The sequence below is a fragment of the Bradyrhizobium sp. SZCCHNS3016 genome (assembly GCF_032484535.1).
Lineage (GTDB): Bacteria > Pseudomonadota > Alphaproteobacteria > Rhizobiales > Xanthobacteraceae > Bradyrhizobium.
In genome coordinates this window covers 287,845-313,071 of the sequence record NZ_JAUETE010000006.1, presented here as the reverse complement: position 1 = coordinate 313,071, position 25,227 = coordinate 287,845, and the positions used below count along the sequence as shown (strand labels likewise).

Sequence of the window (25,227 nt, the reverse complement as noted above, 5' to 3'; positions counted from 1 at the left end):
GGGCCCTCTGGTCAGATCAGGTCGAGCATGAGCGCAACGCGGGTCTTGGCCAGCGCCTCCTCGGCCATCTGTCGTCCGACCTCGGTCTCGAGCAGGGCGAACTGCGCCGTCAGGCGCGCGGCATATTGGTGTGGCGTCATCTTGAACCAGTCGCAGGCGACGGCTACGCCCGTGGTGGTGAAGCGCCACAGCTTGTCGGCGTCGCGCACGATCCGGTCGTTGAGCGAGCGCGGATAGGGGCGCGTGTCGTGTCCGTCGATGATCTCGGCGACTGCGACGATGACGGCTTCCGGCCAGTCGGCCTGCTGCAGCACCTCGCGCGACATGCGGACGCCTTCGCTCTCGTGAAGGAAGCGCACGTCGGACTGCATCATGTTGGGGCCAAAACCCTTCTCGATGATGTCGGTCATGTCGATCGAGTACCAGCCGATGTCGTGCAGGATGATCGCAAGCGAAACAATGTCCTCGTCGGCGTCCGGATAATGCGCCAGCAGCTTGCGCGCATAGGCGTAGGACAGCGGGATATGAACGTCGTTCTTGCGGGCGCGCATGTACGGCTCGCTGATGCGCCATACCTGATCATAACGGCTGCCGATCTCGGGCCTGTCGAGCATTGCAATGTCCCATCTGGCGGGGAAGGCCGGCATCGCCGGCCTTCCGTGGTTCGGGGGTCAGGAGAGAACGGTGACTTCGCCTGTGGAACCGTTGACGCGCAGCATCTGGCCGTTCTTGATCGAGGAGCTGGCGCGCCCCGTGCCGGTGACGGCGGGCAGTCCGTATTCGCGACACACGATCGCGGCGTGGGACATCATGCCGCCGATGTCGGTGACGATCGCGTTGATCTTGCCGAAGATCGGCGCCCAGCTCGGCGCGGTCACCGGCGCAACCAGGATCTCGCCCTGCTCGATCTGGCCGAGCTCGTCGGCCGAACGCACCACGCGGGCGCGCCCCTCGACGATGCCGGGCGACGCGGCCATGCCGGACAGCTTGGTCGTGTTCGCGGCGCCATCGAGCCAGCGGCCGATGCTTTCCGTGGTGATGCCCCAGAGCATGATCGTAAACGGCTCGGTGATGACATCGGGCGGATTGTTGAGCGCGGGCTGCGGCGGCGTCGTCGCGAGCGCGGCGAGGATCTTCTTGCGCCGCTCGATCTCCGGTGGCCAGTAGGTCGGGCCGATTGCCGGCGCGCCGACCGCCCAGCCATTGCCGTAGTCGAACAGCGCGTCGCGGACCTCCTGGCGGTTGAGATAGAACAGGTCGTCGGCGTCCTTCCAGAAGCCGGCATCGCGGAAGATCGCGCCGAGCTCGCGCATCTTGCGCCAGAACACGCTCATCGACCAATGCTCGATGTAGAAATTGTGGTTCTCGACGTAGGGGAACACGGTGCGGGCGAGCCCGAGCTTGCCCTCGAAGGCGGCGCGGGCGTCGGCATCGAGCATCTCGGCATATTCAGAGGTGATGCGGTCGCGCTCGCGCGCGATGGCTTCCGTGGGCCGGTCGATCTCCTCGCCGCGCTGGACGCGGACGACGTAGTCCCTGATGTAGCCGAGCGGAATGTCGAGATGCTCGATCCAGTATTTGTCGGTCGAGTAGAAGCCGTTGCCTGAGGTGAAGTTGAACCAGGGGTCCTGCGCCTCCTTCCAAGCCTTCAGCCATTCGGCGCCGTTCGGTTCACAACCGACTGCGGCCAGCGCTTCGTCGACTGTGCCGCTCTTCATTGCCTCGGTCACGCCGAGCTTCACCGCGAGCTTGGCGAGCTTCTTCAGCTCGTCGTCGGGGCGGAACAGGTCGACCTCGACGCCCTGCACCATCTTGGCGATGGCCTGGTCCGGAATGGTCGGGAACTGCCCCTTCATGAAGCTGAAAAAGTCGAGATAGGCGGCGTAACCGAGATTCAGGAACTCGAAATGGTACTGCCAGGTCTTGTACAGCAGCTGGATCGCCCGGTCGTAGGTCTCGGTGAGTGCATAAGTGTTGTCGAGGCCGACGCCGCCGGTGATCCAGTCGAGCGGTACGGCATCGGGCAGCGGCTCGAAATTCAGCGCCTCGAGGTCGGCGATGTTGGCGCGGACCTTCTTGTCCCAGTTGGCCAGCAGGCGATCCCAGTTCTGAAAGTAGTAGCCGGCGCGCTCCATGAAATGCGGCACGCGGCCGCCGATCAGCTCGGGCGCGACCGCGACCGGGCTCATGTAGCAATAGCCGTTGTGGATGCGGTATTCGACGCCGTTGGCCGGCGGGATCAGATAATGCCGGGTGTTGTATTGGCCGAGGCACTTCACGGCGAACTCGACGGTGACGGCATCGAACGGCTTGAACGGGCTCGGCCAGTGCTGCGAATCGCAGAACCAGAACTTGCCGTCCTCCTTGTCGCGCAGGCTGTTCTGGAACTGCAGATAATACGGATAGAGCCGCTCCCAGCCTTCGGCGCCCGCAGGCGTCTTCAGGTCATAGGGACTCGGAAATTTCGCGTGCGCCGTCATGATCGTTTCCCCTCGTTCTCTCTGTTGTTCTTTGTCGTGATGCTCAGCGCTTGGCCTGGACCGGGGCGAGCAGCGTCCCCAGCACGCCGGCAATGCCGGTTTCGTAGACAGCTGTCGTCTGCTTCTTCTTCTGGCTCCACACCGTCTCGGGCCGGCTCTGCAGCGCGACCAGATTCTCGTCGTCCGGCAGATCGGCATCGATCGCCCATTCGACGTCCTGCGGGCAGCCCATGCTGCGCTCGAGCGATTTGGCGAGCCGGGCGACGGCGAGGACCTGGGCATTGGTCAGAGAGGGTAGGGTACGCCGCTCCGGCGCGATGACGCGCTCGACCGTACGCCGCGCCGCCCGATCGGCGACCAGCTCGAAATCCTTCTCCGAGATGCGCTGCTTGATCACCTGCAGCAGCACCTTCTCGACGACGAAATTGTCCGGCGTGATCTCGCCGGAGACCACGGGCTCGCCGAGCCCAAACGCGGCATCGATCACGATCTTGGTGCGATCGCCGTTGATCGGGTCGAGCGTCATCGCCACGCCGGCCGCTGACGCATTGACCATCTTCTGAACGCCGACCGACATCAGCACGTCGATCTGGCCGAGCCCGTTCTCGGCGCGGTAGGAGATGGCGCGGGCATTGAACAGGCTGGCCCAGCACGCTTTGACCTTCTCGACCACTGCGTCCTCACCGACCACCCAGAGATAGGTGTCCTGCTGGCCGGCGAAGCTGGCATCGGGCAGATCCTCGGCCGTCGCCGAGGAGCGCACCGCGACCGGCAGTTCGCCGTTGGGCGACATCCGGCGATAGGCCTCGCGGATCGACTGCTCGACCACGCCGGGCATCGGCTGGGTGATGATCACGTCGCGAATCTCGTGCGACAGCTTCTCCTCGTCATCGACATCGTCCAGCACGATCCGCGACAGGCGTTCGCTGATCGTCGCCTCGAGCCCGTTGCTGCGCAGATGCAGGGCATAGGCGTCGGTCGCGACCGCAAAGCCTGCGGGCACGCGCACGCCTTGCGCGATCATGCGCGCGAGGCTGGCGCATTTGCCGCCGATGCGCGGGAAGTCGGCCTCGCACGCGGCTTCAAACGGCACGATGAAGGATGCGGCTGCGTTGGCGCCCATGCGTCTGTTCCCCACCTTGTGACCCGGATCGCTTCCGGGCTTGTTGTTACTTGTGAAGCGCGTCAGACGAACGGGACGCGTCAGGCCACGTCCCATTCGATCCGAAGCGCCGTCGGCACGCGAAACGAGATGTTGTGAACGAAGTCGATGGTCTGGTCCGCGGCCAGTCGCAGGCCGGGAAGCCTGCGTGTCAGCTCTCCCAGCGCTATCGCGAACTCGATGCGGGCGAGCTGCTGGCCGACGCAGGTATGGATGCCATAGCCGAACGCCAGATGGCTCCTCGCATCGCTGCGCCGGACGTCGAAGCGGGCCGGCTCGGCGAACACCGCCTTGTCGCGGTTGGCGGAGCCGATCAGCAGCAGGATGTTGGAGTCCTTCGGCACGGGCACGCCGCCGATCTCCGCGTCCTTCAGCGCGCGCCTTCGCCACGCCACGATCGATGGGCTGAAGCGCAGCGATTCCTCGACGGCGGTGGGAATCAGCTGCGGTTCGGCGATGATGGCTTCCCAGTTCTCGCGCCGCTGCAGCAGCTCGCGCATGCCGTTTGCCATCAGGGTCGTCGTGGTCTCGTGGCCGGCGAACAGCGCGCTGTAGAGCACGCCGGCGATCTCCTCATCGCTGATCTCGGCGCCGTCCTTCTGCAGCCGCACCAGATCACCAGGCAGATCATCGGTCGGATGATCGTGGCGCTGGCGCACCAGATCGCGGCAGTAGTTCCAGTATTCCACCATGTTGCGGGCGTGCTCGAGCTGCTCGTCGTCGCTGAGATCGCCCCAGGTCAGGAGCGCGCGACTGACCGCCCAGGATTTCACGCGCGGCACGTCCATGTTGGGAATGCCGACTAATTTGAACAGCACCAGGGCCGGCACGTCATAAGCGAACTCGCGGAAGAAGTCGGCATGGCCGCGCCCGGCAAAGGCATCGATCGCCTGGTTGACGATGGCTTTGATTTCCGGCTCGATCGCCCTGAATCGACGTGGTCCGAAGCAGCCCTGGACCAGCTTGCGGATGCGCGTGTGATCGGGCGGTACGCGGGCTGACAGGCCGGAATAGGCGGTGAAGCCGCCCTCGCGCAGGATGCGCCGGCCTTTCTCGCACATCGGGCGCAGGGGCGCCTGTGCGTTCTCCGACGAGAAGGTGCGCCAGTCGTCGAACACCGCCTTAATGTCGGCGTGACGTGCAACGACATAGTATTTCAGCTCGTCAGAGAAGAAGACCGGCGCCTCGGCGCGTGCCCATTCGTAGAACGGGAACGGATCGCGCATCTCGAACGGGTCGAAGTCCTTCGCGGCGTCGTGATAGGGGCATCGCGCCAGCTCAGCAGCCGAACCTGGCATGTGGTCCTCCCATTCGCCGCCCTCGACGGCCACCGTTTGTTATGGGCTCACTCTAAGCGGCGGCCTTTGGGTTTTCTTTAGTCGATAACTCTATGATAAATTGAAACAAATTGTCAATTTGGCGGGGCGACCGCCGTGCTGCGGAGAGCAACCGGCAAGGCCGCGTGATCGATCAGTGGCCAGCGTGCGGGGCTCAAGCCGTCAGCTTGCGATGCAGCTCCTGGAGCGAGGCGCTCTTCGGCCGGTTGTCGAAATGCTTGAGCGCGTCGAGGTAGAGCTTGAATTGGCGGTCGATCGCCTCGCGTCGTCCCTGCGCCTTGAACACCTGCATCGCCTCGGCATGTGCCATCTCGCACAACGGATCGATCGCGAGCGCCTTCTGGCAATGCGCGAGCGCGGCCGAGTAGTCGCTGCGTTCGAGATAGATCCGTGCCGCGTCGCGCTGCACCTTGAAGAACATGTCGCGCAGCCAATAGCGCTTGCTCCAGCACCAGTCGCGCTCGCCGTCATCGGCATATTCGACCGGAATGTCCTCGAACAGGTCTCCTGTGTAGAGACGATCTGCCGCCTGCAGGCAGATCAGCGCCTCGTCGCTGGCGCCGGCCTTGATGTGTCCCTGGGACTGCCGGCACAGCTGCTCGAAGGTCGAAATGTCGAGCCAGCTGCGCTCCGGCGGCACCAGCACGTAGCGCGAGCCCTCGCGCCGGACGTAGTTGCGGCCGCCGTCGCGTCCGTCCGGCTGGCCGAGCGCCAGCCGAAGATAGCGCACGGTGTGATACAGGCGGTTGCGCGCTGCCTCGATGTCGTCGGCGTTGGGCCAGAGCAGATCGGCGAGCTCGTCGGTGCTGGCGCCGTGGCCGCCCTTCTGCAGCAGATAGGCGAACAGCGTCTTGGTCTTGCGGGTGGCGCCGCCCGGCGGGTCCCAGTTCACCTGGCTGCCGTCATTGCGATAGATCCGCAGACGGCCGAAGCAACGGATCTTCCAGCGGTCGCGGCTGTCGAGGTGAACCGCGCCAGGCTCCTCCGCCGATCGGCGCAGCAGCCACATCGGATCGGCGCCTTCGGCGGCATGCAGCGCGGCCGCCGACGTTCCGATCCGCAGCTCCGGCGCGATCGCGCCAAGCCAGAAATCGACCTGCTCGCGCAGCGCGCCGCGTGTCTGCAGCCGCGACGGGAGCCAATGTGGGTTGCTGACCAGTCCGGCGCTGGTGAGAATCTGCGGATGGCCGCGGAGAGCGACGAGCAGCTGCTCGTCGATCAGCAGCCGGCGGTTGTAAAGCGAGGCGATCGAGAGCACGGACTGTCGGGTGAGCGCCTCCGCAAGCGCCGGCCAGCCCTCGAAATTGGCGGTCGCGGAGTTGGTCTCGAGGCCCCAGCTCATGTCAACGACGAGCATGGCAGGGCCGTGATCACGGGTTGGCGAGACCCATTTCTCGATCTGGGCTGCGACGTCACGGAACGAGATCGGGACCCGAAGCAGCGCCATGTCGACGAAGCTCTTGCCCTCGACACATCGGGCCTTGTTGACGCGCCTCGCAAGCCTTTCGGCCACCGCAATCGCGTTTGCGTCCGCCGCAATCACGAAGATCCGCGAGGGGCGTGCAACGGCGAGGTAGTGCTTGAAGAAGTCCGCAAAAAGCAGTCTTTGCTGCGTCGCAAAATGGGCGAGGTTGACACAACTGTTCTCAGCCATCGGTACCCACCCGCAACAACTCCTATCGGAGGCGGCAGACTGGAGCCAGTCTAAGAGTGGCCGTTGGAAACATGCAAGGCCCTGTTCGCAAGCACTCGTTACGAGCTTGAAGTGCTTCTCTCCGTGGATTTCGAGCGCATTCGGCGACGCGAACTGCAGTCCTAATAGTTCCAGATGGCAGGGCTACGACTCCCCCCGAGGCCATTGGAGGTCAGCCGATCCCCGCCTTGCAACAGCGATAGCGAGCTCGTTTCACGATCGTCCCGGATAACGTCTTTGCAAGCCGGCTGTCCGGATCCGGACATGACGCGCACCAAGTCAGCCATCTTCCAGCTGCTACGATCGATGCGCAATTTTTGGAACGGTCCAGACCGACAGCAGCGTCTTCGGAATATCGCTCAAGAAAGCGCACCTGCTTGAGCTCGGGCTTGCGAGCGAGCACAGGGGAATTCTGTATCCCACCGACAAGGGGCTGCGCGCGGTCGAGGTTTTCTTTCCTCGTACCGGCCGGTTGGCGCGACTACCGCTTGTCGACATTGGGCCGGGCGCTACTGGTGCTGCGCGGACGGCCGTTGCGGATCTACGTCGCCGCCTCAGCTTCCCTGCAGGGGCTGACCGAGCAGGACATCAGAAAGCTCGACAACATCATCGTGCAAGCCCGCGTCATCGCTCGACGCACGGCCAAGCCGGAGGCTGGCTGTAACCCGAATGAATCAAGCGAAGGACTGGATGAAGTATCGTATGTTCGGCTGGTGTGGGGAAAGGCGGTAGCGTTCCCCTGACTCGAACCCCCGATACCTCAGGAGGGCGGCTCCTAATGTTGGATCGCAGGCGCGCCGACCTGCAGCGAGTTTTCAGCAGAGAAACTAAATCCAACCCGTGGGTGAGGGAGTGATCTTTGGGCCCGCTTCAAGTCGGACAGTCCAGAAAAGCGATTTCAGTTCAATCACGCCTGGAGCTGCCGTTGTTCGAACCCGCCTTTAAGTGTTCAACTGTCGAAACCCTTCGAAGCTGATTGCCGTGTTCGCCCCACTCCAGATGAACTTATCACTTTCTTTTTTGTTTTCGGTTCCTGTCAGGCAACCCGCACCGAACGAATGGAATGAAGAGTCTCTGGCTTTAGATGCGTGTAGCGACGCAGCATTTTCCAATCTTTGTGCCCGGTGACAAGTGCAACCTGTTCAATGGAAAACCCTGCCTCGAAAAGACGACTCGTTCCCTCATGGCGCAGATCGTGAAAATGTAGGTCATCGATCTTCAATTGTTGGCACTGGCGGCGAAATGCCGTTCCAACGGATCGTCCGTTGTAAGGAAAGATCCGGCCTTCTCGACTGTTCGAGAAGCGACCTTGCTCCTCAAGAATTTTGCACGCGTCATAGCCTGAGACATCCAGCAGGGGAATTCGCTGATCGTTGCCATTCTTCCTTCGGGGATCTTTCCGATTTCGAATGAGGAGCATTCGATTGTCGGCGTCGAAGTCGCGCCATTCGACTCTCGCAATCTCATCTTGCCGCATAGCCGTTGCGATCGCGAATCGGACTACACGACCGACTGGAATTTGTTGCCGATTGTTGATTCGAACGCTGAGATGATACGATCGAGTTCGTCTTGCGTGGGACGGCGGTTGCGCTCATCGCCTTTTCCGACGAGCCCGAGACGTCGAAGAGCATCCGGGCGTGGTCGAGTGGTTCGGTTGACACAGCGATGCCGTGTACTGCGGCGGCGTGAGACAGAATCGTTTTGATATATCCGAGATCGATCCCGACCGTCACCGGGCCGGCCCCCTCCAGCGCGCGCTCCTTTCCAAATTTGATGAACCGCTCTCGATCAAGCTCTGAAAGACGAAGATGCCCAAGTCTTTCGTCCAGGGAGATGAGGCTCGCAGTCTTGGAGCGACCAATGTTCTTTCCCACCTCGGCTAGATCTTGACGATGAAGCGTGACGAGATCGCCGAAGAGTTGGACGTCGCGGGACCTTTGCGTCGATGTCGGTTCTTGGCGGTCGATCCGCCGCTCGATATCGATGGCCCATTCGTCGGCGTCCTTTCGGCGGAGAAACGTCCCGTTGACATATTTTCCCTTTCGTCGGACTTGGGCTCTCCAAGAGCCGGATTTCAGTCTGGTGAAAGTTGCCACGTGTGTGCGCTCCGTGTGCACTGAGGCGGCGAAAAGCCGGAAAAAACATCGCGCTGTGGCGTAGGATAGAGTGCACACAAGGCGACCTAACGAATTGAATATGCTCGAAAAATGAAGCGATATCAATCACATAGATTTGCCGTGGCGCCCATGATGGATTGGACCGACCGTCACTGCCGCGTGTTCCATCGGCTGCTGTCGCGCCGGGCGTTGCTCTATACCGAGATGGTCACCACCGGCGCCGTGATTCATGGCGACCGCCAGCGGCTGCTCGGCTTCGATCGAAGCGAGCATCCGGTGGCGCTGCAGCTCGGCGGCTCCGATCCCGGCGATCTCGCGACGTCAGCCAAGATCGGCGAGGAGTTCGGCTACGATGAGATCAATCTCAATGTCGGCTGCCCATCGGACCGGGTGAAGGACGGCCGCTTCGGGGCCTGTTTGATGGCCGAGCCTGGGCTCATCGCCGCCTGCGTCGCCGCGATGAAGCACGCCGTTCGCATTCCCGTCACGGTGAAGTGCCGCATCGGCATCGACGATCAGGATCCGGAAATCGCACTCGATATGCTGGCGGACGCGGTCGTCGACAGCGGCGCAGACGCGCTGATCGTGCACGCGCGCAAGGCGTGGCTGGACGGCTTGTCGCCGAAGGAGAACCGTGACGTCCCGCCGCTCGACTACGACAGGGTGTACCGGCTGAAGGCGAGGCTGCCGCACGTGCCCGTCATCATCAATGGCGGCATCGGCAGCATCGAGGCTGCGCAAGGTCATCTCGCGCATGTCGATGGCGTGATGCTCGGGCGAGCTGCCTATCAGGAGCCGTGGCGGCTGCTCGATGTCGATCCCATGCTGTTCGGTGAGGCCGCGCCGCATCTGTCGATGCAAGAGGCGCTGGCGGCGCTGGAGCCCTATATCGAACATCAGCTCGGGCAGGGCACGCGGCTGCACGCGATGACGCGGCATCTCGTCGGGGCCTATCATGCGGTGCCGGGGGCGCGCGCCTTCCGCCGCCATCTTGCCGAACGCGGCGTCAAGCCGGACGCGGGCATCGAGGTGCTGCGCGAGGCGGTCGCGATGGTCGAGGATCGTCCGGCGGTTGCGGCGCTCGCCTGAGCGGATCAGGCCGGCGGCAGCAACTCGGTGACGGTCTGTCGCGCGAGCGCATTCTCCTCCGGCAGGGCTGCAACGAGGCGCTGCCCCTCAGCTGCGGTCGGGAAAGCCGTGCAGCATCAGCCGGTCGGAGCGCACTTCCCAACGCTCCAGCCGGTCGAGGAAGCTCATGCCGAGCAAATTGGTCTTCATCTGGCCGTGCGGCACCACCAAGGCCGGAACCGAGCGTTCCACCAGTTTGCCGATCGCAAGCCGGTCCAAGGTCAGGCGCGCCGCCTTGGTGTGACCGCCGGCGGTCTCGACGTCGACGTCGTAGGCGAGCAGTTCGAGCGGCAGGCCTGCGGCCTTGGCGGTCTCGTAGGTCAGAACCACCGATGTGGCGCCGGTGTCGACCACCATCGGCGCGGTGACGCCGTTGATCTTGGCGCGCAACGCGAACTCACCGCCTCTGGTGCGCTCGATCTCGACCGCGTTGGTCGGAGGGCTCGCCTTGGCTCTGAGCGCGCGGCTGCGCAGAACCTCCGACACGGTGTCGCTCGCGAGCGCCGCCTGCTCGGGATCCTTGTAGACGATCACGGCGCCCGCGGTGAGCACCATGGTGACGAGAACGAGCGCGATCTTGTTCATGCCGCGCCTCCCGTCGGCACGGAGGCGCTCAGTCGTGCCGACGCGCCAGCGCGGGCAGGCCGGCGTCGTGCATGCGGGAAGGCAGCCCGTCCATCAGTGCCAGCCGCTCGTCGCGCGACATGCGGCCCCAGCGGGCGATCTCCGGCAGCGTGCGTCCGCAACCGAAGCAGAGCTTCGTCTTCGGGTCGATCATGCAGACGGCGATGCAGGGCGTATCCTGGCTCATGGAGCGAGTTTGAAAGGTTCTGCCACTGTCGTGCAAGTGCAATCATCTCACAGTCCCGTTCCGGCATTCATGATCGGCTTGCGCACCCGGCGCTTCTCCTTAGCGGGGGCGATCGCATGCTCCGGCTGCAATGGCGGGGCCTCGTCCGACAGCGGAGCGAGCGCCGACATCACCCGCTCCGGCGGGAAGGTGACGATCACCTCGGTGCCGATGCGGACCTTCGATTTCAGCGTGAACGTGCCGCCATGCATCTCGATCAGGTTCTTGGCGATGGGCAGGCCGAGCCCGGCCCCCTGTTCGGCCGACTTGATCGAGTTGGAGCCCTGGCCGAACGAGGCGAGCACGATCGGAATCTCGTTCTCGGGGATGCCCGAGCCGGTGTCCTTGACGCTGAGATATTGCCCGCCCGAGGCCGTCCAGCCGGCCTTGAGCCAGATGTCGCCGCCCTGCGGCGTGAACTTGATGGCGTTGGAGAGCAGGTTGAGCACGACCTGGCGGATCGCGCGCTCGTCCGCCCACAGCCGCGGCATCTTCCGCTCGAACACCTCGTGAATGGTGATGCCGCGGCTCGTGGCGCGCAGCTTCAGGAGATGATGGCAGTCGGCGATCACGTGCACGAGCGCCACGGCTTCCTCGTTGAGCTCGTAGCGGCCGGCCTCGATGCGCGAGAGATCGAGGATCTCGTTGATCAGGTTGAGCAGGTGGACGCCCGAATTGTGGATGTCGGCCGAATATTCCTTGTAGACCGGCACCGCGTGCGTTCCGAAGATCTCGCTCTTCATCACCTCGGAAAAGCCGAGGATGGCGTTCAGCGGCGTGCGCAGCTCGTGACTCATCTGCGCGAGGAAGCGCGACTTGGCAACGTTGGCCGCTTCTGCCCGGTAGCGCGCCTCGTCGGAGATCGCCTTGGCCTGCTCGAGCTCGCCGATCAGGGCGTCCTTCTCGGCGCGTGCTTCGAGCGTGGCGAGCGTGGTCGAATGCAGCTGATGGGCGAGCAGCACGAAATAGCCTTCTGCTGCGACCGCGAATCCGGCCAGCAGGTAATTGTCGAACGTGCCCGACAGCACGAGGCTGAGGGTGATCGCGACCGTGACCGGTGCGGTGACCGCGACGGCTGCGACGGGCAGGTTGGCAGCGAGCATGCTGGAGACGGCGATCACCAGCAGCATCAGGAACATCATCAGCGTGCCTGACACCGCCGCGAGTGCGGGGTGGATCAGGATCGCCATCCAGCACACGCCGTAGAGCAGGTCGAGCAGCACGAAGCGCGTGCGCCAACGCCGCGTCGCCGCCATCGACGGCTGGTCGGCGAGAAAGTTCGAGCAGTTGCGGACGATCGCAGCGTGGATGCAAAGCACGCCGGCCGTCCAGGCGCCGGCCGCCAGCGTATGGAGCCAGGCGCTCAGCATCAGGCCGGTTGCGACCACCAGCAGCACGACGATGTAGGAGGCGGAGATGCGGGTCTGCGCGTATTGGCGCAGCAGCTCGCGATCGAAGGCCGGACGCGTTCCCGATGTCGACGTTAACCGGTCGCGCGCCTCGCGCACCCGCTGCTGCGCGGCCCGGCGCTGGCTTGCCGGTGCAAGCGCCGGCGGATCTGCCGGAAGCTCGACGACCTCAGGCTTTTCAGCGGGTTTACTCATCAAACAACACAAATCCTGCCCGCGAGGTACGGGCTGCTTTCTGCATTGTCTATAACTGGGCCCAAATCCTTAAGACGGATTATAGACAACGAAAAATTTGCGTTAACCGCGCGTTAAATCAACGATTGTGGCGAGGCTCAGCGGAGCTTCATTCGCAGGCGGCGCCAGCCGATCACCACGCCCGTGATGCTGAAGACGAGGCCGATCGCGCAAAGGCCGACGATGAGAACCGTGCGCAGCGCCGCATGGGCGAGCAGGGCCGGAAAGTCGAGCGTGTGCAGCGCCTGATAGAGCCACCGATAGGCGCGTCGGGACGGATCGAGCTTCTCGAGCACCGCGCCGGAGGCGGCGTCGACATGATACCAGGTGTCGCCGCAGATCACGCGATGGACCGGCGCGCCCGGCACATCGGAGACGAACGGATAGTCGTCGCCCGGCTCGACTTCGGTCGAGCGCGCGCAATCGTGGCCCAGGCGGGACGTTGCGGCATTGACGTCGGCCGGCTGCAGGAAGCGTCCGATGATCCTTGCCGAAGCGCCGTCCAGCACCGAAATCTGCTGCTGGCCCGGCGCTCGCCGGGTGCGCTGATGGAGGCGGCCGCCGAAGGCGAACCACTCGATCTCGCGAGCCTCGCCATGCACCGCCGCGAGTGCAACCGCAGTCAGGCGGCTCCAATCCGGTGTGCCGACCAGGATGGCTTCCTCGGACGGCGTCAGATGGCCGGTCGCGAACAGCCTGCCATGGTCCATCGACAGCCAACCGCTGACCATCCAGGTCAGCACGAACTGCATGCAGAGCAGACCAGTCCAATGATGCCACAGGTGCCAGCCGCGGTAGCGCGAGCACAGCCGCGCCTCGCGAGGTCGCAGCCTCATCGGACCGAGCAGGGCGCCGGTCACGGCGGCGATGACGGCCGCGAGCGATAGCCACCACACGACGACGTTCCAGGCCGCCCAGTCCTTGCGCAGGACGGTTGGATAGATCCAATGGACAACGCTGCCGACGTAGTTCCAGGCGCGTTCGAAGCGTGTCGTGTCGAGCACGACCTCGCCGGTCTTCGACGACACGTACAGCTCGGTCCCGTCGGGATCGTGGAGCGCGATCCGGTGCAGCGGACGATGCACATCGAACCGGTTCGGCACTGTCCATTGATCGTAGCTGTCCAGCGCCACGATGGCGGCGCGATCGGCCTCGAGCCCGCGTTGCTGGGCTGCTGCGCGTGCCACCGATAGTGCGAGACCGGGATCGTTCACGTCGGCTGCGGCCAGCGTGTCGGCATGAAAGGCCGCGCTGCGGCCGGCGGCCGAGATGACATAGACCGGACCATCCACGCGCTGAAACAGCCGGATGCGGGCGGGATGATCGATGCCACCAGCGGCGAGGGCCTCCGCGGGACTGCGCAGCGGCACGGCGATGTCGAGCACCGGCAGCGCGGCGAAGCGCTCGCTCTCGGTCTGCGCCGGGAATGGCACGTAGTGCATCACGATCCCGGTCGCGAACCACAGCACGAACAGCGGACCGAGCGGGATGCTCAACCAGCGGTGCATGAGGATCAGCGCCTGGATCATGCTGTCATCAGAACTTGAACGAGGCCTCGACCTCGTAGGTGCGCGGCGCGCCGAGGAAGATCTGGTCGGGATAGAACGGATCGCTCCAGGCCGCGTAGCGCCTGTCGGTGACGTTGCGGATGCGCAAGGCGAGGCGCGTGCTGGTCGCGGTGGCGAACATCGGCACCTTCGGCAGATCGACGAAGGCGAACAGGTCGGCGGTGGTGTAGGCGTTTAGCTTCACCGTGTTGGCATCGGTGCTCCAGCGGTCGCCGACGTGACGAACCGAGAAGCCGAGCTCGACCGGCCACCAGCCGGGATTGAGAAAGCGGTAGGAGCCGCCACCGTTGACGATGATGGCGGGAATGTTAGGCGGCGTGTTGCCCGAGAACGAGCCGCCGCCCACGAGATCATAGTCGGCATAGCGGGCGCGGACATAGGCGACGTTGCCCCATAGCTTGCTCTCCGGCGTCGGCCGCACGGCGGCCGCGACCTCGATGCCCTGCGACTTCACCTTGCCGGCGAGGTTGAGCTGCTGGCCGGCCTGGGCGCTGTAGACGTTGTTGCGCGCGATGTCGAAGGCCGACGCGGTCCACTCCGCGCGCCCGTTCCACAGCAGCTGCTTGACGCCGGTCTCGTAGCTGCGGGAGTCGGACAGCGCGAGGTTCTGCGTCGGACTCAAGATGAAGATGCTGTCGGCCGAGATGTCGGTGGCCGTCGCATATTGGCTGTAGAAGGTGGTGCCGGGTAGCGCCTCCCACGTGTAGCCGATGCGGCCGGTGACCGGCTGCCAGCTCTTCGAATAGGGGAAGCCACTTTTCACCGCGCCATTCCTGTCGATCGAGTTGCGATCGAGCGTGAACGGATTGTAGCGCAGGCCGCCGACCAGGGCGAACGTATCGGTGAGCTTCAGCCGGTCCTCGAGGTTCAGGGCGACGCTGTCGATCGTGGCGGTCTGCAGCTGTGTCGTCAGAGTTCCAAAGACGCCCCTGTCGAATCCGACCAGCGGCACGGTGTCGTGAAAGAAATTCGCAGCGCCCGGCCGCGTGAAGTCGGTATGCGAGCTCTCGACCGAGGTGACCAAGCGGTTGGCGAGACCGAAGATGCTTCCGTTCCAGGTCATGTCGGTGGTGTTGCCGACCATGTTATGGTTGTGGTGGACGAAGAAGCGCTCGCGATCGACTCGGCCGGTGTCGGCGTTGAAGGCCGAGACCTCGTTGTTGTACCAGTCGCGGCTGGCATTGTAGTTGTAGATCTGGCTCCGCAGCCTGACGTCGTTGCTGAGGTTCCATTCGAACCCGGTGCGAACCCAGGATTCCTTGATCGTCTTGTGGCCGTCGACGACGTTGTAGTTGGTCGACAGCGTGCGGCCGTCGATCGTGACGGCGCCGAGATCGCTGCCGTTGTAGGCGGATATCTTGGTGCCCGACACGATGCCGCTGGTCGCGTTCGCGCCGCTGTAGGTGACCGGCACCAGCGGCGTGCCTTCGTAGGGCTTGGCCTTGTAGTCCTTGAACTCGGCGGCAAAGAAGGTCTTGAAACTGTCGGACAGGCGGTAGTCGAGCTGGCCCGAGACATGGACGTTCTTGAACTCGGTGTCGTCGATGAAGCCGACCTCTTTCGTTCGGCTGATATCGAAGCGATAGTCCAGGCCCTCGATCGCGGTGCTGCCCCCGGAGCCAAAGCCGCTGCGGAACGTGCCGCGCTGGTCGAAGCCTATGAAAGCCTCGTTCTGGACCGGTCCGGTGTGCGGCGCCTTGGTCACGAAGTTGATGGTGCCGCCGACCGCGCCCTGGCCGGAGATCAGCGAGGAGGGGCCTTTGAGAAACTCGACCCGGTCGAGGTTGAAGGTCTCCATCGTCAGCGCGGTGAAGCCGGTCGGCCCGATGTTGATGCCGTTGTAGAGGACGTTGACCTGGTTGCCCTGGAAGCCGCGCATGGCATAGCCGACATCGTTCGGCGCATCGCCGGCGCTGACGCCGGTGGCGCCTTTCACCGCATCGATCGTGGTGTGATAGCCCTGCTCGCGCAGAGTCGCTGCGACCACGACCTCGATCGATGCCGGCGCCTCGCGCGCGATCAGGCCCAGCCGGCCGCCGACCGCCGGAGCCGCATTGCCGTTGAGCGGCGTCGCCGCTGGGGAGGCGGACGCGTGGGGCGATGGCGCGGCTGCCGGCGATGGCGTCGCTGTGCCTCGGGGCATGGGGTGCACCGTCCCGCTGGCTGTTCTGATCGGTGACGGCGAACGGCCGGCAGCCTGTCGCTGGCGCGGCGCATCGACGGTGACGTCCGGCAGCAGCGTGTCGGCCGCCGGCCTCACGCCGGGATTTGCTGCCTGCTGCGCACGGGCCAGCGGAACAGCTGCGCAGAAGACCTCCGCAACGAGTCCCACCAACGCAATCAAACCCTGGACGTCCCGCATGCTCATTCCGATTCCCCCACGCGGTCCGGCCATGCCGGTGTCCGCGCCCCCTCCAGCGCTCTTGTGACCGGGACCAGAGCTAACGCAGAACGCTAGATATGTAATGTTATAACATTACATATCTTCTCTTCTGGTCAAGCCTGTCTCTGTTCGGCAACACATGCGAACGATTGGCGATTGCAACGGGTATCAGCGAGTCGGAGGGTGCGCAATGGCGCCGGCTGATACGGGTCAGACAGGGCGCGCGAGGTCCCGGCCGACGGCGGTGACGAGCCAGTTGGTCGTCACGGGGCAGAAATAAACGTGCCGCCGCTCGAAGCGCGCGGCGGCACGTTCATCGGATCGCGATCGCGGATTACTTCTCCAGGCGGGCCAGCAGGCTCGACGTGTCCCAGCGCTTGCCGCCGAGCTTCTCGACCTCGGAATAGAACTGGTCGACCAGCGCGGTCACCGGCAGATGGGCGCCGTTGCGGCGCGCTTCGCTGAGGCAGATCGACAGGTCCTTGCGCATCCATTCCACCGCAAAACCAAAGTCGTATTTGCCGTCGTTCATGGTCTTGTAGCGGTTCTCCATCTGCCAGGACTGGGCGGCGCCCTTGGAGATGGTCTCGATCACGGCGGGCACGTCCAAGCCCGACTTCTTCGCGAAATGGATGCCCTCGGACAGGCCCTGCACGAGGCCGGCGATGCAGATCTGGTTGACCATCTTGGTCAGCTGGCCGGAGCCCGCCGGTCCCAGCAGCTTGCACATCCGGGCATAGGCCGCGATTACCGGCTCGGCGCCCGCATAGGCGTCCGCGGTGCCGCCGCACATCACCGTCAGCACGCCGTTCTCCGCGCCGGCCTGGCCGCCGGACACCGGCGCGTCGATGAATTTGAAGCCGGCCTTGGTGGCTGCGGCATCGAGCTCACGTGCCACTTCAGCCGAGGCCGTGGTGTGGTCAACGAAGGTTGCGCCCTTGGTCATGCCGGCGAAAGCGCCGTCCGGGCCGATGGTCACCGCGCGCAGATCGTTGTCGTTGCCGACGCAGCACATCACGAAGTCCTGGCCCTCGGCGGCCTGCTTCGGCGTCGCGGCGGTTTTGCCGCCGAACTTGTCAGCCCATTCCTTCGCCTTGGCCGCGGTACGGTTGTAGACCGTGACCTCGTGACCGCCCTTCTTCACGAGATGTCCTGCCATGGGGAAACCCATGACGCCGAGACCGATGAAAGCGACTTTAGCCATATGAGCTACCTTGACCTTGGGGTTCTGCCGACAGCCTTGAGAGGGCCGGGCCATTCTTGACGGAAAACATCAGCGGCCGGCCGGGTTCCGGCGGCGGCGCTGGACGCCGCACCATAGCCGCTTGCGAAACAGGGGCAACGGCTTCGTGACGGATGCGAAAACGTCCGCCCGTGCTAAAGAGGCATCATCATGACGGCTTGCAAAGTCGTCATCCGGCAACGAAATCCAGTCAACCAACGAATCAGCCAGGGAGTGTCTCGCATGGGCGTCAGCGTCGGCGTGCTCGATCATTTCAACATCCGGACCCGCAACCTCGCCGAGACCGTGCGCTTCTACGAGGACGTGCTCGGGCTCGAGAACGGCGCCCGGCCGAATTTCGCATTCCCTGGCGCCTGGATGTACAGCGAGGGCCGGCCGGTGGTGCACCTCGTCGACATCTCGCCGACATCCGAGGCACAGAAGCCGGATTCCGGCGTCGTCCACCACGTCGCCTTCGTCAGCCGCGGCTTCGCCGGCATGAAGGCCCGGCTCGCCGCCAAGGGCATGCCGTTCGATGCCCGCCAGGTGCCCGGCGGCGAGCTGTGGCAGATCTTCGTGCGCGACCCCAACGGCGTGACGATCGAGCTCAATTACGAGGCGGCCAAGGAGCAGGCCGACGACGCGCCGGTGGAGACCGCCGGCGACATCGGAACCAAGGTGGCGTTTTGAGCCGGCCGGCCTTATGAAGCAGCGCAACGCAGGGCCGGGGGCGGTCCCGTCGCGGACGACGGAAGATCATGTCCGGTCAACAGGATAGGGCGCGACGATGTGGCGCGTTCTGAACTTCTTCAGGAGACGCGCCGTGAGCGTGACGCAGCAGCAGGTTATCGAGGCACTCAAGCGGGTCCGCTCGCCACGCGGCGTGGCGCTGCCGGACGCCGGCGTGCTGTCGCCGATCACCGCCAATGACGGCAAGGTGTTCTTCTCGATCAATGTCGAGGCCAGCGAGGCCCGCGCCTGGGAAGACACCCGCGCGCAAGCCGAAGCCGCCGTGCGCGCCATTCCCGGCGTGACCATGGCGATGATCGCGCTGACCGCCGAGCGCAAGGCGGGCGCTGCCGCCCCGCCGCCGCGGCAGGGCGGCGTGCAGCCGGTCGCGGCGCATCGTCCGCATCAGCACCAGCATCCGGTCGACTCGCCGATGTCCCGGCAGGCTCCGATCCCGGGCATCGCGGCGGTCATCGCCGTCGCCTCCGGAAAGGGCGGTGTCGGCAAGTCGACCACCGCGATCAATCTCGCGCTGGGCCTGCGCGACCTCGGCCTCAAGGTCGGGCTGCTCGACGCCGACATCTACGGCCCCTCGGTGCCGCGGCTGACCGGCCTGCAGGAAAAGCCCAAGCTCACCGACGACAAGAAGATGATTCCGCTGTCGCGGTTCGGCCTGTCGATCATGTCGATCGGCTTTCTCGTCGACGAGGACAGCCCGATGATCTGGCGCGGCCCGATGGTGATGTCGGCCATCAACCAGATGCTGCGCGACGTCGCCTGGGGTACGCTCGACGTGCTCGTCGTCGACATGCCGCCGGGCACCGGCGATGCCCAGCTGACTCTGGCGCAGAATGTGCCGCTGAAGGGCGCCGTGATCGTGTCGACGCCGCAGGACCTGTCGCTGATCGACGCCCGCCGCGGGCTTGCGATGTTCCGCAAGGTCAACGTGCCCGTGCTCGGCATCATCGAGAACATGAGCTACTTCCAGTGCCCGCAATGCGGCACCCGGTCCGACATCTTCGGTCATGGCGGCGCGCGCCACGAGGCCGAGCGGCTCGGCGTGCCGTTCCTCGGCGAGATCCCGTTGCACATGGACATCCGCTCGACGTCGGACGCCGGCAACCCGTTGGTCGAGAGCGAGCCGAACGGTCCGCACGCGGCGATCTACCGGAGCATCGCCGCGTCGGTGCGGGATCAGCTCAAGGACGCCATCGCCGCTGCTTGATGCACTGCAGCGAAGCGCGTGCGACTATTGGACCGTTTGTCATTCCAACGTCGCGTTTTCGCTTAACCGGTTCCGTGCTAAAGCCCGGCCCGGATCGCCTTCGACCGTGTGCGGCCAATCGCATCGGCGGATAAATGCTTTTTCAACGGGAAACGCCCCCAACAAGGAGATGCCCTAATATGAAGCGTCGTGATTTTCTGAAGGTTTCGGCCGCCGGTGCCGCGGCGACGGGGGCCATCGCCTCGCCGGCGATCGCGCAGTCGTCGCCCGAGATCAAGTGGCGGTTGACCTCGAGCTTCCCGAAGTCGCTCGACACGATCTATGGCGGCGCCACCGAGCTGGCCAAGTACGTCGCCGAAATGACCGACAACAAGTTCCAGATCCAGGTGTTCGCGGCCGGCGAAATCGTTCCCGGCCTGCAGGCGCTGGACGCGACCGCCAACGGCACCGTCGAGATGTGCCACACGGTGTCGTATTACTACGTCGGCAAGGACCCGACCTTCGCGATCTTCGCTTCGGTGCCGTTCGGCCTCAATGCCCGGCAGCAGAACTCCTGGCTGTATCAGGGCGGCGGCAACGAGCTCGCCAACGAGTTCTACAAGAAGTTCGGCGTGATCGGCTTTCCCTGCGGCAACACCGGCACCCAGATGGGCGGTTGGTTCCGCAAGGAGATCAAGACCGCCGCCGACCTCTCGGGCCTGAAATTCCGCATCGGCGGCATCGCCGGCCAGGTGCTGCAGAAGCTCGGCGTCGTGCCGCAGCAGCTCGCCGGTGGCGACATCTACCCGGCGCTGGAGAAGGGCACCATCGACGCGGCCGAGTGGGTCGGCCCCTATGACGACGAGAAGCTCGGCTTCCAGAAGGTGGCCAAGTACTACTACTATCCGGGTTGGTGGGAAGGCGGTCCGACCGTCCATGCCTACACCAACCTGGACAAGTGGAATTCGCTACCCAAGAGCTACCAGGCGATCCTGACCAACGCGACCATGGCCGCGAACACTTGGATGGCGGCGCGCTACGACATGCAGAACCCGTCGGCGCTGAAGCGCCTGGTCGCCGGCGGCACCCAGTTGCGTCCTTTCACGAACGAGGTGCTCGAAGCCTGTCTCAAGGCGACCAACGAGCTTTGGGGCGAGATCTCGGCCAAGAATCCCGACTTCAAGAAGTCGATCGATGCCATGCAGGCCTACCGCTCGGACGAATATCTGTGGTGGCAGGTCGCCGAATACACCTACGACAGCTTCATGATCCGCTCGCGCACCCGCGGCTGATCTTCAGCATTTCGATCGGCGGATAGACATTGAGCCCGGCCTCGCAAGAGGCCGGGCTTTTGCGTTGCATTGCGACATCGTTTTGCAATGGCACTCCGACGCACTTTGATCCACACTGGAACTAAGCCTCGCAAGAAGGCTGCCCAGGAAACGAACACAATCACCACAAGGGAGGAAAGAGCATGAAGCGGAGAGACTTCATCAAGGTCACCGGGCTCGGCGCTGCAGGCGCCGCCGCGATCGCATCGCCCGCGATCGCGCAATCGATGCCCGAGATCAAATGGCGCATGACCACGAGCTGGCCGAAATCGCTCGACACGCTGCATGGCGGCGCCGAGATCATGGCCAAGATGATTGGTGAGGCCACCGACAACAAATTCCAGATCCAGACCTTCGCCGCCGGCGAGATCGTGCCCGGCCTGCAGGTGCTCGACGCCGTGCAGAACGGCACCGTCGAGATGGGCCACACCGCGTCCTACTATTATTTCGGCAAGGACCCGACCTTCACCTTCGGCTCGTCGGTGCCGTTCGGCCCGAACATGCGCATCAACCAGGCCTGGTACCTGATGGGCGGGGGCAAGGAGATCCTCAACGAGTTCTACAAGAGCTACAACGTCACCTCGCTGCTGGCCGGCAACACCGGCTGCCAGATGGGCGGTTGGTTCCGCAAGGAGGTCAACTCCGTCGACGATCTCAACGGCATGAAATTCCGCATCGGCGGTTTTGCCGGGCGGGTGCTGCAGAAGCTCGGCGCGGTGCCGCAGCAGATCGCCGGCGGCGACATCTATCCGGCGCTGGAGAAGGGCACGATCGACGCCGCCGAATGGGTCGGTCCCTATGACGACGAGAAGCTCGGCCTCTACAAGGTCGCGCCGCACTACTACTTCCCCGGCTGGTGGGAGGGCGGGCCGATGCTGCTCGCCATGATCAACCTCGACAAGTGGAACGCGCTGCCCAAGCACTATCAGAAGCTGCTCGAGCAGGCCGGCCACTACTCCAACAACTGGATGATGGCCAAGTACGATTCCGCCAACCCGCTGGCGCTGCGCAAGCTGATCGCCGGCGGCGCCAAGCTGCATCCGTTCCCGGCCCCGGTCATGGAAGCCTCGTTCAAGGCCGCCAAGGAGCTGCATGCCGAGGTCGCCGCCGGCAATCCAAACTTCAAGAAGGCGCTGGACTCGCTCACGGCCTATTCGGGTGCGGGCTATTCCTGGTTCCAGGTCGCCGAGGTCGGCTACGACAACTTCATGGCCCGGCGGTCGCAGAGCTGAGCGAGATTCCGTCGTTGCGAGCGCAGCGAGGCAATCCAGGGCTGCGCGCGTGCCCCTGGATTGCTTCGGCGCAAGGGCGCCTCGCAATGACGCGCTGATAGAGACGGTCCCAAACAAAAGAGGCGGCCCCAAACAAAAACCCCGGAAGCGGAGCTTCCGGGGCTTTCTTCATTCGGTCGGAGCCGCCGTCTACTGCTTCGGCGCGCCGAAATCCAGCGGCGGCAGATCGATCTGCGGCACCTCGATCTTGACCTTGTCGAGGTCGACCTGGACCGGCTTGTCGAGCAGGCCGGTCACCGTGACCGGGAACGCGATTACGAGCAGCACCATGATCGCCTGCAGGCCGATCCATGGCATCGCGCCCCAATAGATGTCGGAGCTCTTCACTTCCTTCGGCGCGACGCCGCGCAGGTAGAACAGCGCGAAGCCGAACGGCGGATGCAGGAACGAGGTCTGCATGTTCACGCACAGCATGACGCCGAACCAGATCAGGGCGGCCTCCGGGCCGACCACCGGCGCCAGGATCTTCTGCGCGATCGGTGCGATCATCGGCAGGATGATGAAGGCGATCTCGAAGAAGTCGAGGAAGAAGGCCAGGAAGAAGATGAAGACGTTGATGAAGATCAGGAAGCCCCAGACGCCGCCGGGCAGGGAGGTGAGCAGGTGCTCCAGCCATTCGCCGCCGGAGACGCCCTGGAACACCACCGAGAAGCAGGTCGAGCCGATCAGGATGAAAGTGACCATGCAGGTGATGCGCATGGTTGTCTCGTAGCCCTGCTTGATCAGGTCGCGCAGGTCGGGGAGGGCGACGGCGCGGATGCAGAGCCAGGCAACCGCGAGATAGGTGACCGCGAAAGACAGCTTGAACGCGAGGTTCTCGGTGAACAGCATCGCGATGATGGTGCCGATGCCGGCGGCGACGACGCCGACGATCAGGATGCTGCGATCGCTCTTGGTGAACTCCTTGTGGTGGATCACCGCCAGCACGATCGCGCCGACCGCGCCCATGGCGCCGGCTTCCGTCGGCGTGGCCAGGCCCATCATCATGGTGCCGAGCACGACGAAGATCAGCACCGCCGAGGGAATGATGCCCATCAGGCACTTCTTCCACAGCGCCCAGCCGGTCAGCGTACGCGCCTCCTTCGGCACCGGCGGCAGGTGGCCCGGCTTGACCAGGCCGAGCACGAAGGTGTAGCCGGCGAACAGCACGACCTGGAAGATCGAGGGGCCCCAGGCGCCGAGATACATGTCGCCGACCGACTTGCCGAGCTGGTCGGCCAGCACGATCAGCACCAGCGACGGCGGCACCAGCTGGGTGATGGTGCCGGACGCCGCGAGCACGCCGGTGATGTAGCGCATGTTGTAGCCGTAGCGCATCATCACGGGCATCGAGATCATCGCCATCGCGATCACCTGTGCCGCCACCGTCCCGGTGATGGCGCCGAGGATGAAGCCGACGATGATGACGGAATAGCCGAGGCCGCCGCGGATCGGCCCGAACAGCTGGCCCATCGAATCCAGCATGTCCTCGGCGAGCCCGCATCTCTCCAGGATCGCACCCATGAAGGTAAAGAACGGGATCGCGAGCAGCAGGTCGTTGGCGAGCACGCTGCCGAAGATGCGGCCCGGAATCGCCTGCAGGAAGTTGAGGTCGAAGAACCCTAAGTCGATGGCGAGGAAGCCGAACGACAGGCCGACGGCGGCGAGCGTGAACGCCACCGGGAAGCCGATCAGCATCGCCAGGACCAGGCCGCCGAACATCAGCGGCGGCATCATCTCCAGCGTAATCATTGCGTCGGCCTCTCGTATTTGGCGTCGATCGTCACTTCACCGCGCAGCGCGGCGGCGCGCTTGATCACCTCGGAGAGGCCCTGCAGCGCCAGCATCACGAAGCCCGCGGGGATGGCGAACTTCACCGGCCAGCGAAGCAGGCCGCCGGCATTGGCCGACATCTCGTTGACCGAATAGGACTGCATGAAGAACGGCCAGGACAGGTAGGCCAGCAGCAGGCAGGTCGGGATCAGGAAGAACAGCGTGCCGATCAGATCGAGCCAGAGCTGGCCGCGCTCGGACAGATAGAGATAGAGCAGCTCCACCCGAACATGCTCGTTGCGCCGGAAGGTGTAGGAGGCGCCGAACATGACCAGCAGCGCGAACATGTACCACTGCAATTCCAGCCAGCCGTTCGACGAGTAGCTGAAGGCGTAGCGGATCATGGCGTTGATCGCGCTGACCAGGCAGGCCAGCAGCACCATGATATTGCAGACGTAACCGATCTTTTCGTTGAGCTGATCGATGGCGTTACTGATTGCCAACAAGGGGCGCATCATTGTCTCCGCTGCGGGCGCTGTCAGACGAGCGCGCCTGAGCTCTCAGGAGGCACGGCTTCGCGATCACGCAGAACGTGCATGTCGTCATGACGGCGCGCTTGAAGCGAATCCAACGAAACGTCCTCCCCCTCGATGCCTTCAGCTCTTGTTCGGCGCTTGTATGAAGGGCGAGCGCCCATCGGCCGCGCTGGGCCTGAAAGCGGGGGCACCATTTCAGCGCGCCGTCCTGCCGTCAATCGGAAAATGGACACATTGACGCGCCGGCAACAGTCTGGCGGCGCTGGCTAAACCCGGGTTCGGGGGGCGGCGTCCGGCCTGCCGAAAGAGCGGGCAGTTCGCTGCCGGCCGTCCATCGCTCCGATGGGGGCGGCCGTGGAGGATGGTCGCGTGGGCTGTCTGGGACGGAGCGCGGGATCAGAATGTGGTGTGGTGATCCGGCGAGGCGTCTGATCCCCGGCAAGGGAATGTTGGCGTGGGGCCACAAGCTGGATAAAAAGCGTCGTCGTGGACGTTTGATGCAGGGACCAACCGGATGAGCAAGCCGAGCAAGACCGAAGCCGAACTGATCGCAATGGCGGTGGCCGAGCTGAAGGCTCATACCGAGTACGCCGAGGGCATTCTCATCGCGGTCGTGCGGGACGGAAATTCCTGGGAGTTTCGCGCCAGTGCCGATCAGGAGACGATCGGCAGGCCCGGCTATCCCGAATGCGTCGCCATGTTGGTCCAGATTGGAGACCATCTGTCGAAGCAGTACGCGCTCCAGGAGAAGTGAAATGGCTTCGTGACCGCTGGCGGCGGGCACTCCGACACCGTCGAAC

22 protein-coding genes are annotated in these 25,227 nt (G+C 64.3%); 7 read left to right on the top strand and 15 right to left on the bottom strand.

The features are described 5' to 3' along the window. Nucleotides 1-11: 11 nt before the first annotated feature. The 5 genes from QW881_RS14805 to QW881_RS14785 form a co-directional block, all read right to left on the bottom strand. Nucleotides 12-614: an HD domain-containing protein gene (locus QW881_RS14805; protein WP_315759627.1), complete on the bottom strand. Its 603-nt coding sequence runs from the start codon at nucleotides 612-614 to the stop codon at nucleotides 12-14. A gap of 57 nt (nucleotides 615-671) precedes the next feature. Beyond that, entirely contained in the window at nucleotides 672-2,480 is a 1,809-nt protein-coding gene (locus QW881_RS14800; RefSeq protein ID WP_315759628.1) for a PEP-utilizing enzyme, read from the bottom strand. Nucleotides 2,481-2,523: 43 nt separating this feature from the next. Beyond that, nucleotides 2,524-3,603 carry a PEP/pyruvate-binding domain-containing protein gene (locus QW881_RS14795; protein WP_315759629.1) on the bottom strand — a complete coding sequence of 360 codons (1,080 nt, stop codon included), beginning with the start codon at nucleotides 3,601-3,603 and terminating at the stop codon, nucleotides 2,524-2,526. 80 nt (nucleotides 3,604-3,683) lie between these two features. After that, nucleotides 3,684-4,940 (bottom strand): cytochrome P450, encoded by a 1,257-nt coding sequence (locus QW881_RS14790; RefSeq protein WP_315759695.1) that lies wholly within the window; start codon nucleotides 4,938-4,940, stop codon nucleotides 3,684-3,686. Between the two features lie 193 nt (nucleotides 4,941-5,133). Beyond that, nucleotides 5,134-6,633, bottom strand: coding sequence for a BTAD domain-containing putative transcriptional regulator (locus QW881_RS14785; protein WP_315759694.1), 1,500 nt, complete (start codon nucleotides 6,631-6,633; stop codon nucleotides 5,134-5,136). A 527-nt stretch (nucleotides 6,634-7,160) separates the two neighbouring features. Between QW881_RS14785 and QW881_RS14780 the strand changes: the two genes are divergently transcribed. Beyond that, on the top strand, nucleotides 7,161-7,415 hold the full coding sequence (locus tag QW881_RS14780; RefSeq protein ID WP_315759693.1) for a hypothetical protein: 255 nt from the start codon (nucleotides 7,161-7,163) through the stop codon (nucleotides 7,413-7,415). A gap of 293 nt (nucleotides 7,416-7,708) precedes the next feature. On the opposite strand, the gene QW881_RS14775 is transcribed toward QW881_RS14780, so the two are convergent. Together QW881_RS14775 and QW881_RS14770 are read right to left on the bottom strand one after the other, a co-directional pair. After that, entirely contained in the window at nucleotides 7,709-8,149 is a 441-nt protein-coding gene (locus QW881_RS14775; RefSeq protein ID WP_315758974.1) for a site-specific integrase, read from the bottom strand. Then, entirely contained in the window at nucleotides 8,136-8,768 is a 633-nt protein-coding gene (locus tag QW881_RS14770) for a hypothetical protein (RefSeq protein WP_315758973.1), read from the bottom strand. Before QW881_RS14770 ends, QW881_RS14775 begins: the two co-directional genes overlap by 14 nt. Nucleotides 8,769-8,879: 111 nt before the next feature. Here QW881_RS14770 and dusA point away from each other — a divergent pair, with 111 nt between their 5' ends. After that, complete coding sequence (dusA, locus tag QW881_RS14765; RefSeq protein WP_315758972.1) at nucleotides 8,880-9,878, top strand: tRNA dihydrouridine(20/20a) synthase DusA; 999 nt, start codon at nucleotides 8,880-8,882, stop codon at nucleotides 9,876-9,878. A gap of 87 nt (nucleotides 9,879-9,965) precedes the next feature. Here the strand turns inward: dusA and QW881_RS14760 are convergent, their stop codons facing one another. The 6 genes from QW881_RS14760 to QW881_RS14735 all read right to left on the bottom strand — a co-directional run bounded on the left by QW881_RS14760 (nucleotide 9,966) and on the right by QW881_RS14735 (nucleotide 17,565). Further along, nucleotides 9,966-10,502 carry a TIGR02281 family clan AA aspartic protease gene (locus QW881_RS14760; RefSeq protein WP_315758970.1) on the bottom strand — a complete coding sequence of 179 codons (537 nt, stop codon included), beginning with the start codon at nucleotides 10,500-10,502 and terminating at the stop codon, nucleotides 9,966-9,968. A gap of 28 nt (nucleotides 10,503-10,530) precedes the next feature. Beyond that, complete coding sequence (locus QW881_RS14755; protein WP_315739608.1) at nucleotides 10,531-10,728, bottom strand: DUF1289 domain-containing protein; 198 nt, start codon at nucleotides 10,726-10,728, stop codon at nucleotides 10,531-10,533. Between the two features lie 47 nt (nucleotides 10,729-10,775). Continuing rightward, nucleotides 10,776-12,371 (bottom strand): HAMP domain-containing sensor histidine kinase, encoded by a 1,596-nt coding sequence (locus QW881_RS14750; RefSeq protein WP_315739609.1) that lies wholly within the window; start codon nucleotides 12,369-12,371, stop codon nucleotides 10,776-10,778. Between the two features lie 137 nt (nucleotides 12,372-12,508). Continuing rightward, on the bottom strand, nucleotides 12,509-13,939 hold the full coding sequence (locus tag QW881_RS14745) for a PepSY domain-containing protein (RefSeq protein WP_315758969.1): 1,431 nt from the start codon (nucleotides 13,937-13,939) through the stop codon (nucleotides 12,509-12,511). A 7-nt stretch (nucleotides 13,940-13,946) separates the two neighbouring features. Next, the gene (locus tag QW881_RS14740) at nucleotides 13,947-16,346 is read right to left on the bottom strand and encodes a TonB-dependent receptor (RefSeq protein ID WP_316158509.1); all 2,400 of its coding nucleotides are present in this window, start codon (nucleotides 16,344-16,346) and stop codon (nucleotides 13,947-13,949) included. Between the two features lie 349 nt (nucleotides 16,347-16,695). Further along, entirely contained in the window at nucleotides 16,696-17,565 is an 870-nt protein-coding gene (locus tag QW881_RS14735) for an NAD(P)-dependent oxidoreductase (RefSeq protein ID WP_315739612.1), read from the bottom strand. Nucleotides 17,566-17,826: 261 nt separating this feature from the next. On the opposite strand from QW881_RS14735, the gene QW881_RS14730 reads away from it, so the two are divergent. The 4 genes from QW881_RS14730 (at nucleotide 17,827) to QW881_RS14715 (ending at nucleotide 22,079) form a co-directional block, all read left to right on the top strand. Continuing rightward, entirely contained in the window at nucleotides 17,827-18,273 is a 447-nt protein-coding gene (locus tag QW881_RS14730) for a VOC family protein (RefSeq protein ID WP_315776914.1), read from the top strand. A gap of 133 nt (nucleotides 18,274-18,406) precedes the next feature. Continuing rightward, the gene (locus QW881_RS14725) at nucleotides 18,407-19,537 is read left to right on the top strand and encodes an Mrp/NBP35 family ATP-binding protein (protein WP_316158508.1); all 1,131 of its coding nucleotides are present in this window, start codon (nucleotides 18,407-18,409) and stop codon (nucleotides 19,535-19,537) included. 134 nt (nucleotides 19,538-19,671) lie between these two features. Beyond that, entirely contained in the window at nucleotides 19,672-20,808 is a 1,137-nt protein-coding gene (locus QW881_RS14720; RefSeq protein WP_409997703.1) for a TRAP transporter substrate-binding protein, read from the top strand. A 182-nt stretch (nucleotides 20,809-20,990) separates the two neighbouring features. Next, a complete protein-coding gene (locus QW881_RS14715; RefSeq protein ID WP_315758965.1) occupies nucleotides 20,991-22,079 on the top strand; it encodes an ABC transporter substrate-binding protein in 1,089 nt (362 codons plus the stop codon). A gap of 189 nt (nucleotides 22,080-22,268) precedes the next feature. Here QW881_RS14715 and QW881_RS14710 read toward each other — a convergent pair whose 3' ends face one another. After that, complete coding sequence (locus QW881_RS14710; RefSeq protein WP_315739619.1) at nucleotides 22,269-23,870, bottom strand: TRAP transporter large permease subunit; 1,602 nt, start codon at nucleotides 23,868-23,870, stop codon at nucleotides 22,269-22,271. After that, nucleotides 23,867-24,406, bottom strand: coding sequence for a TRAP transporter small permease subunit (locus tag QW881_RS14705; protein ID WP_315739620.1), 540 nt, complete (start codon nucleotides 24,404-24,406; stop codon nucleotides 23,867-23,869). The genes QW881_RS14710 and QW881_RS14705 overlap by 4 nt, the downstream gene beginning before the upstream one ends. A 535-nt stretch (nucleotides 24,407-24,941) precedes the next feature. Here QW881_RS14705 and QW881_RS14700 point away from each other — a divergent pair. After that, nucleotides 24,942-25,181 carry a hypothetical protein gene (locus QW881_RS14700; protein WP_315739621.1) on the top strand — a complete coding sequence of 80 codons (240 nt, stop codon included), beginning with the start codon at nucleotides 24,942-24,944 and terminating at the stop codon, nucleotides 25,179-25,181. Nucleotides 25,182-25,227: the final 46 nt, after the last annotated feature.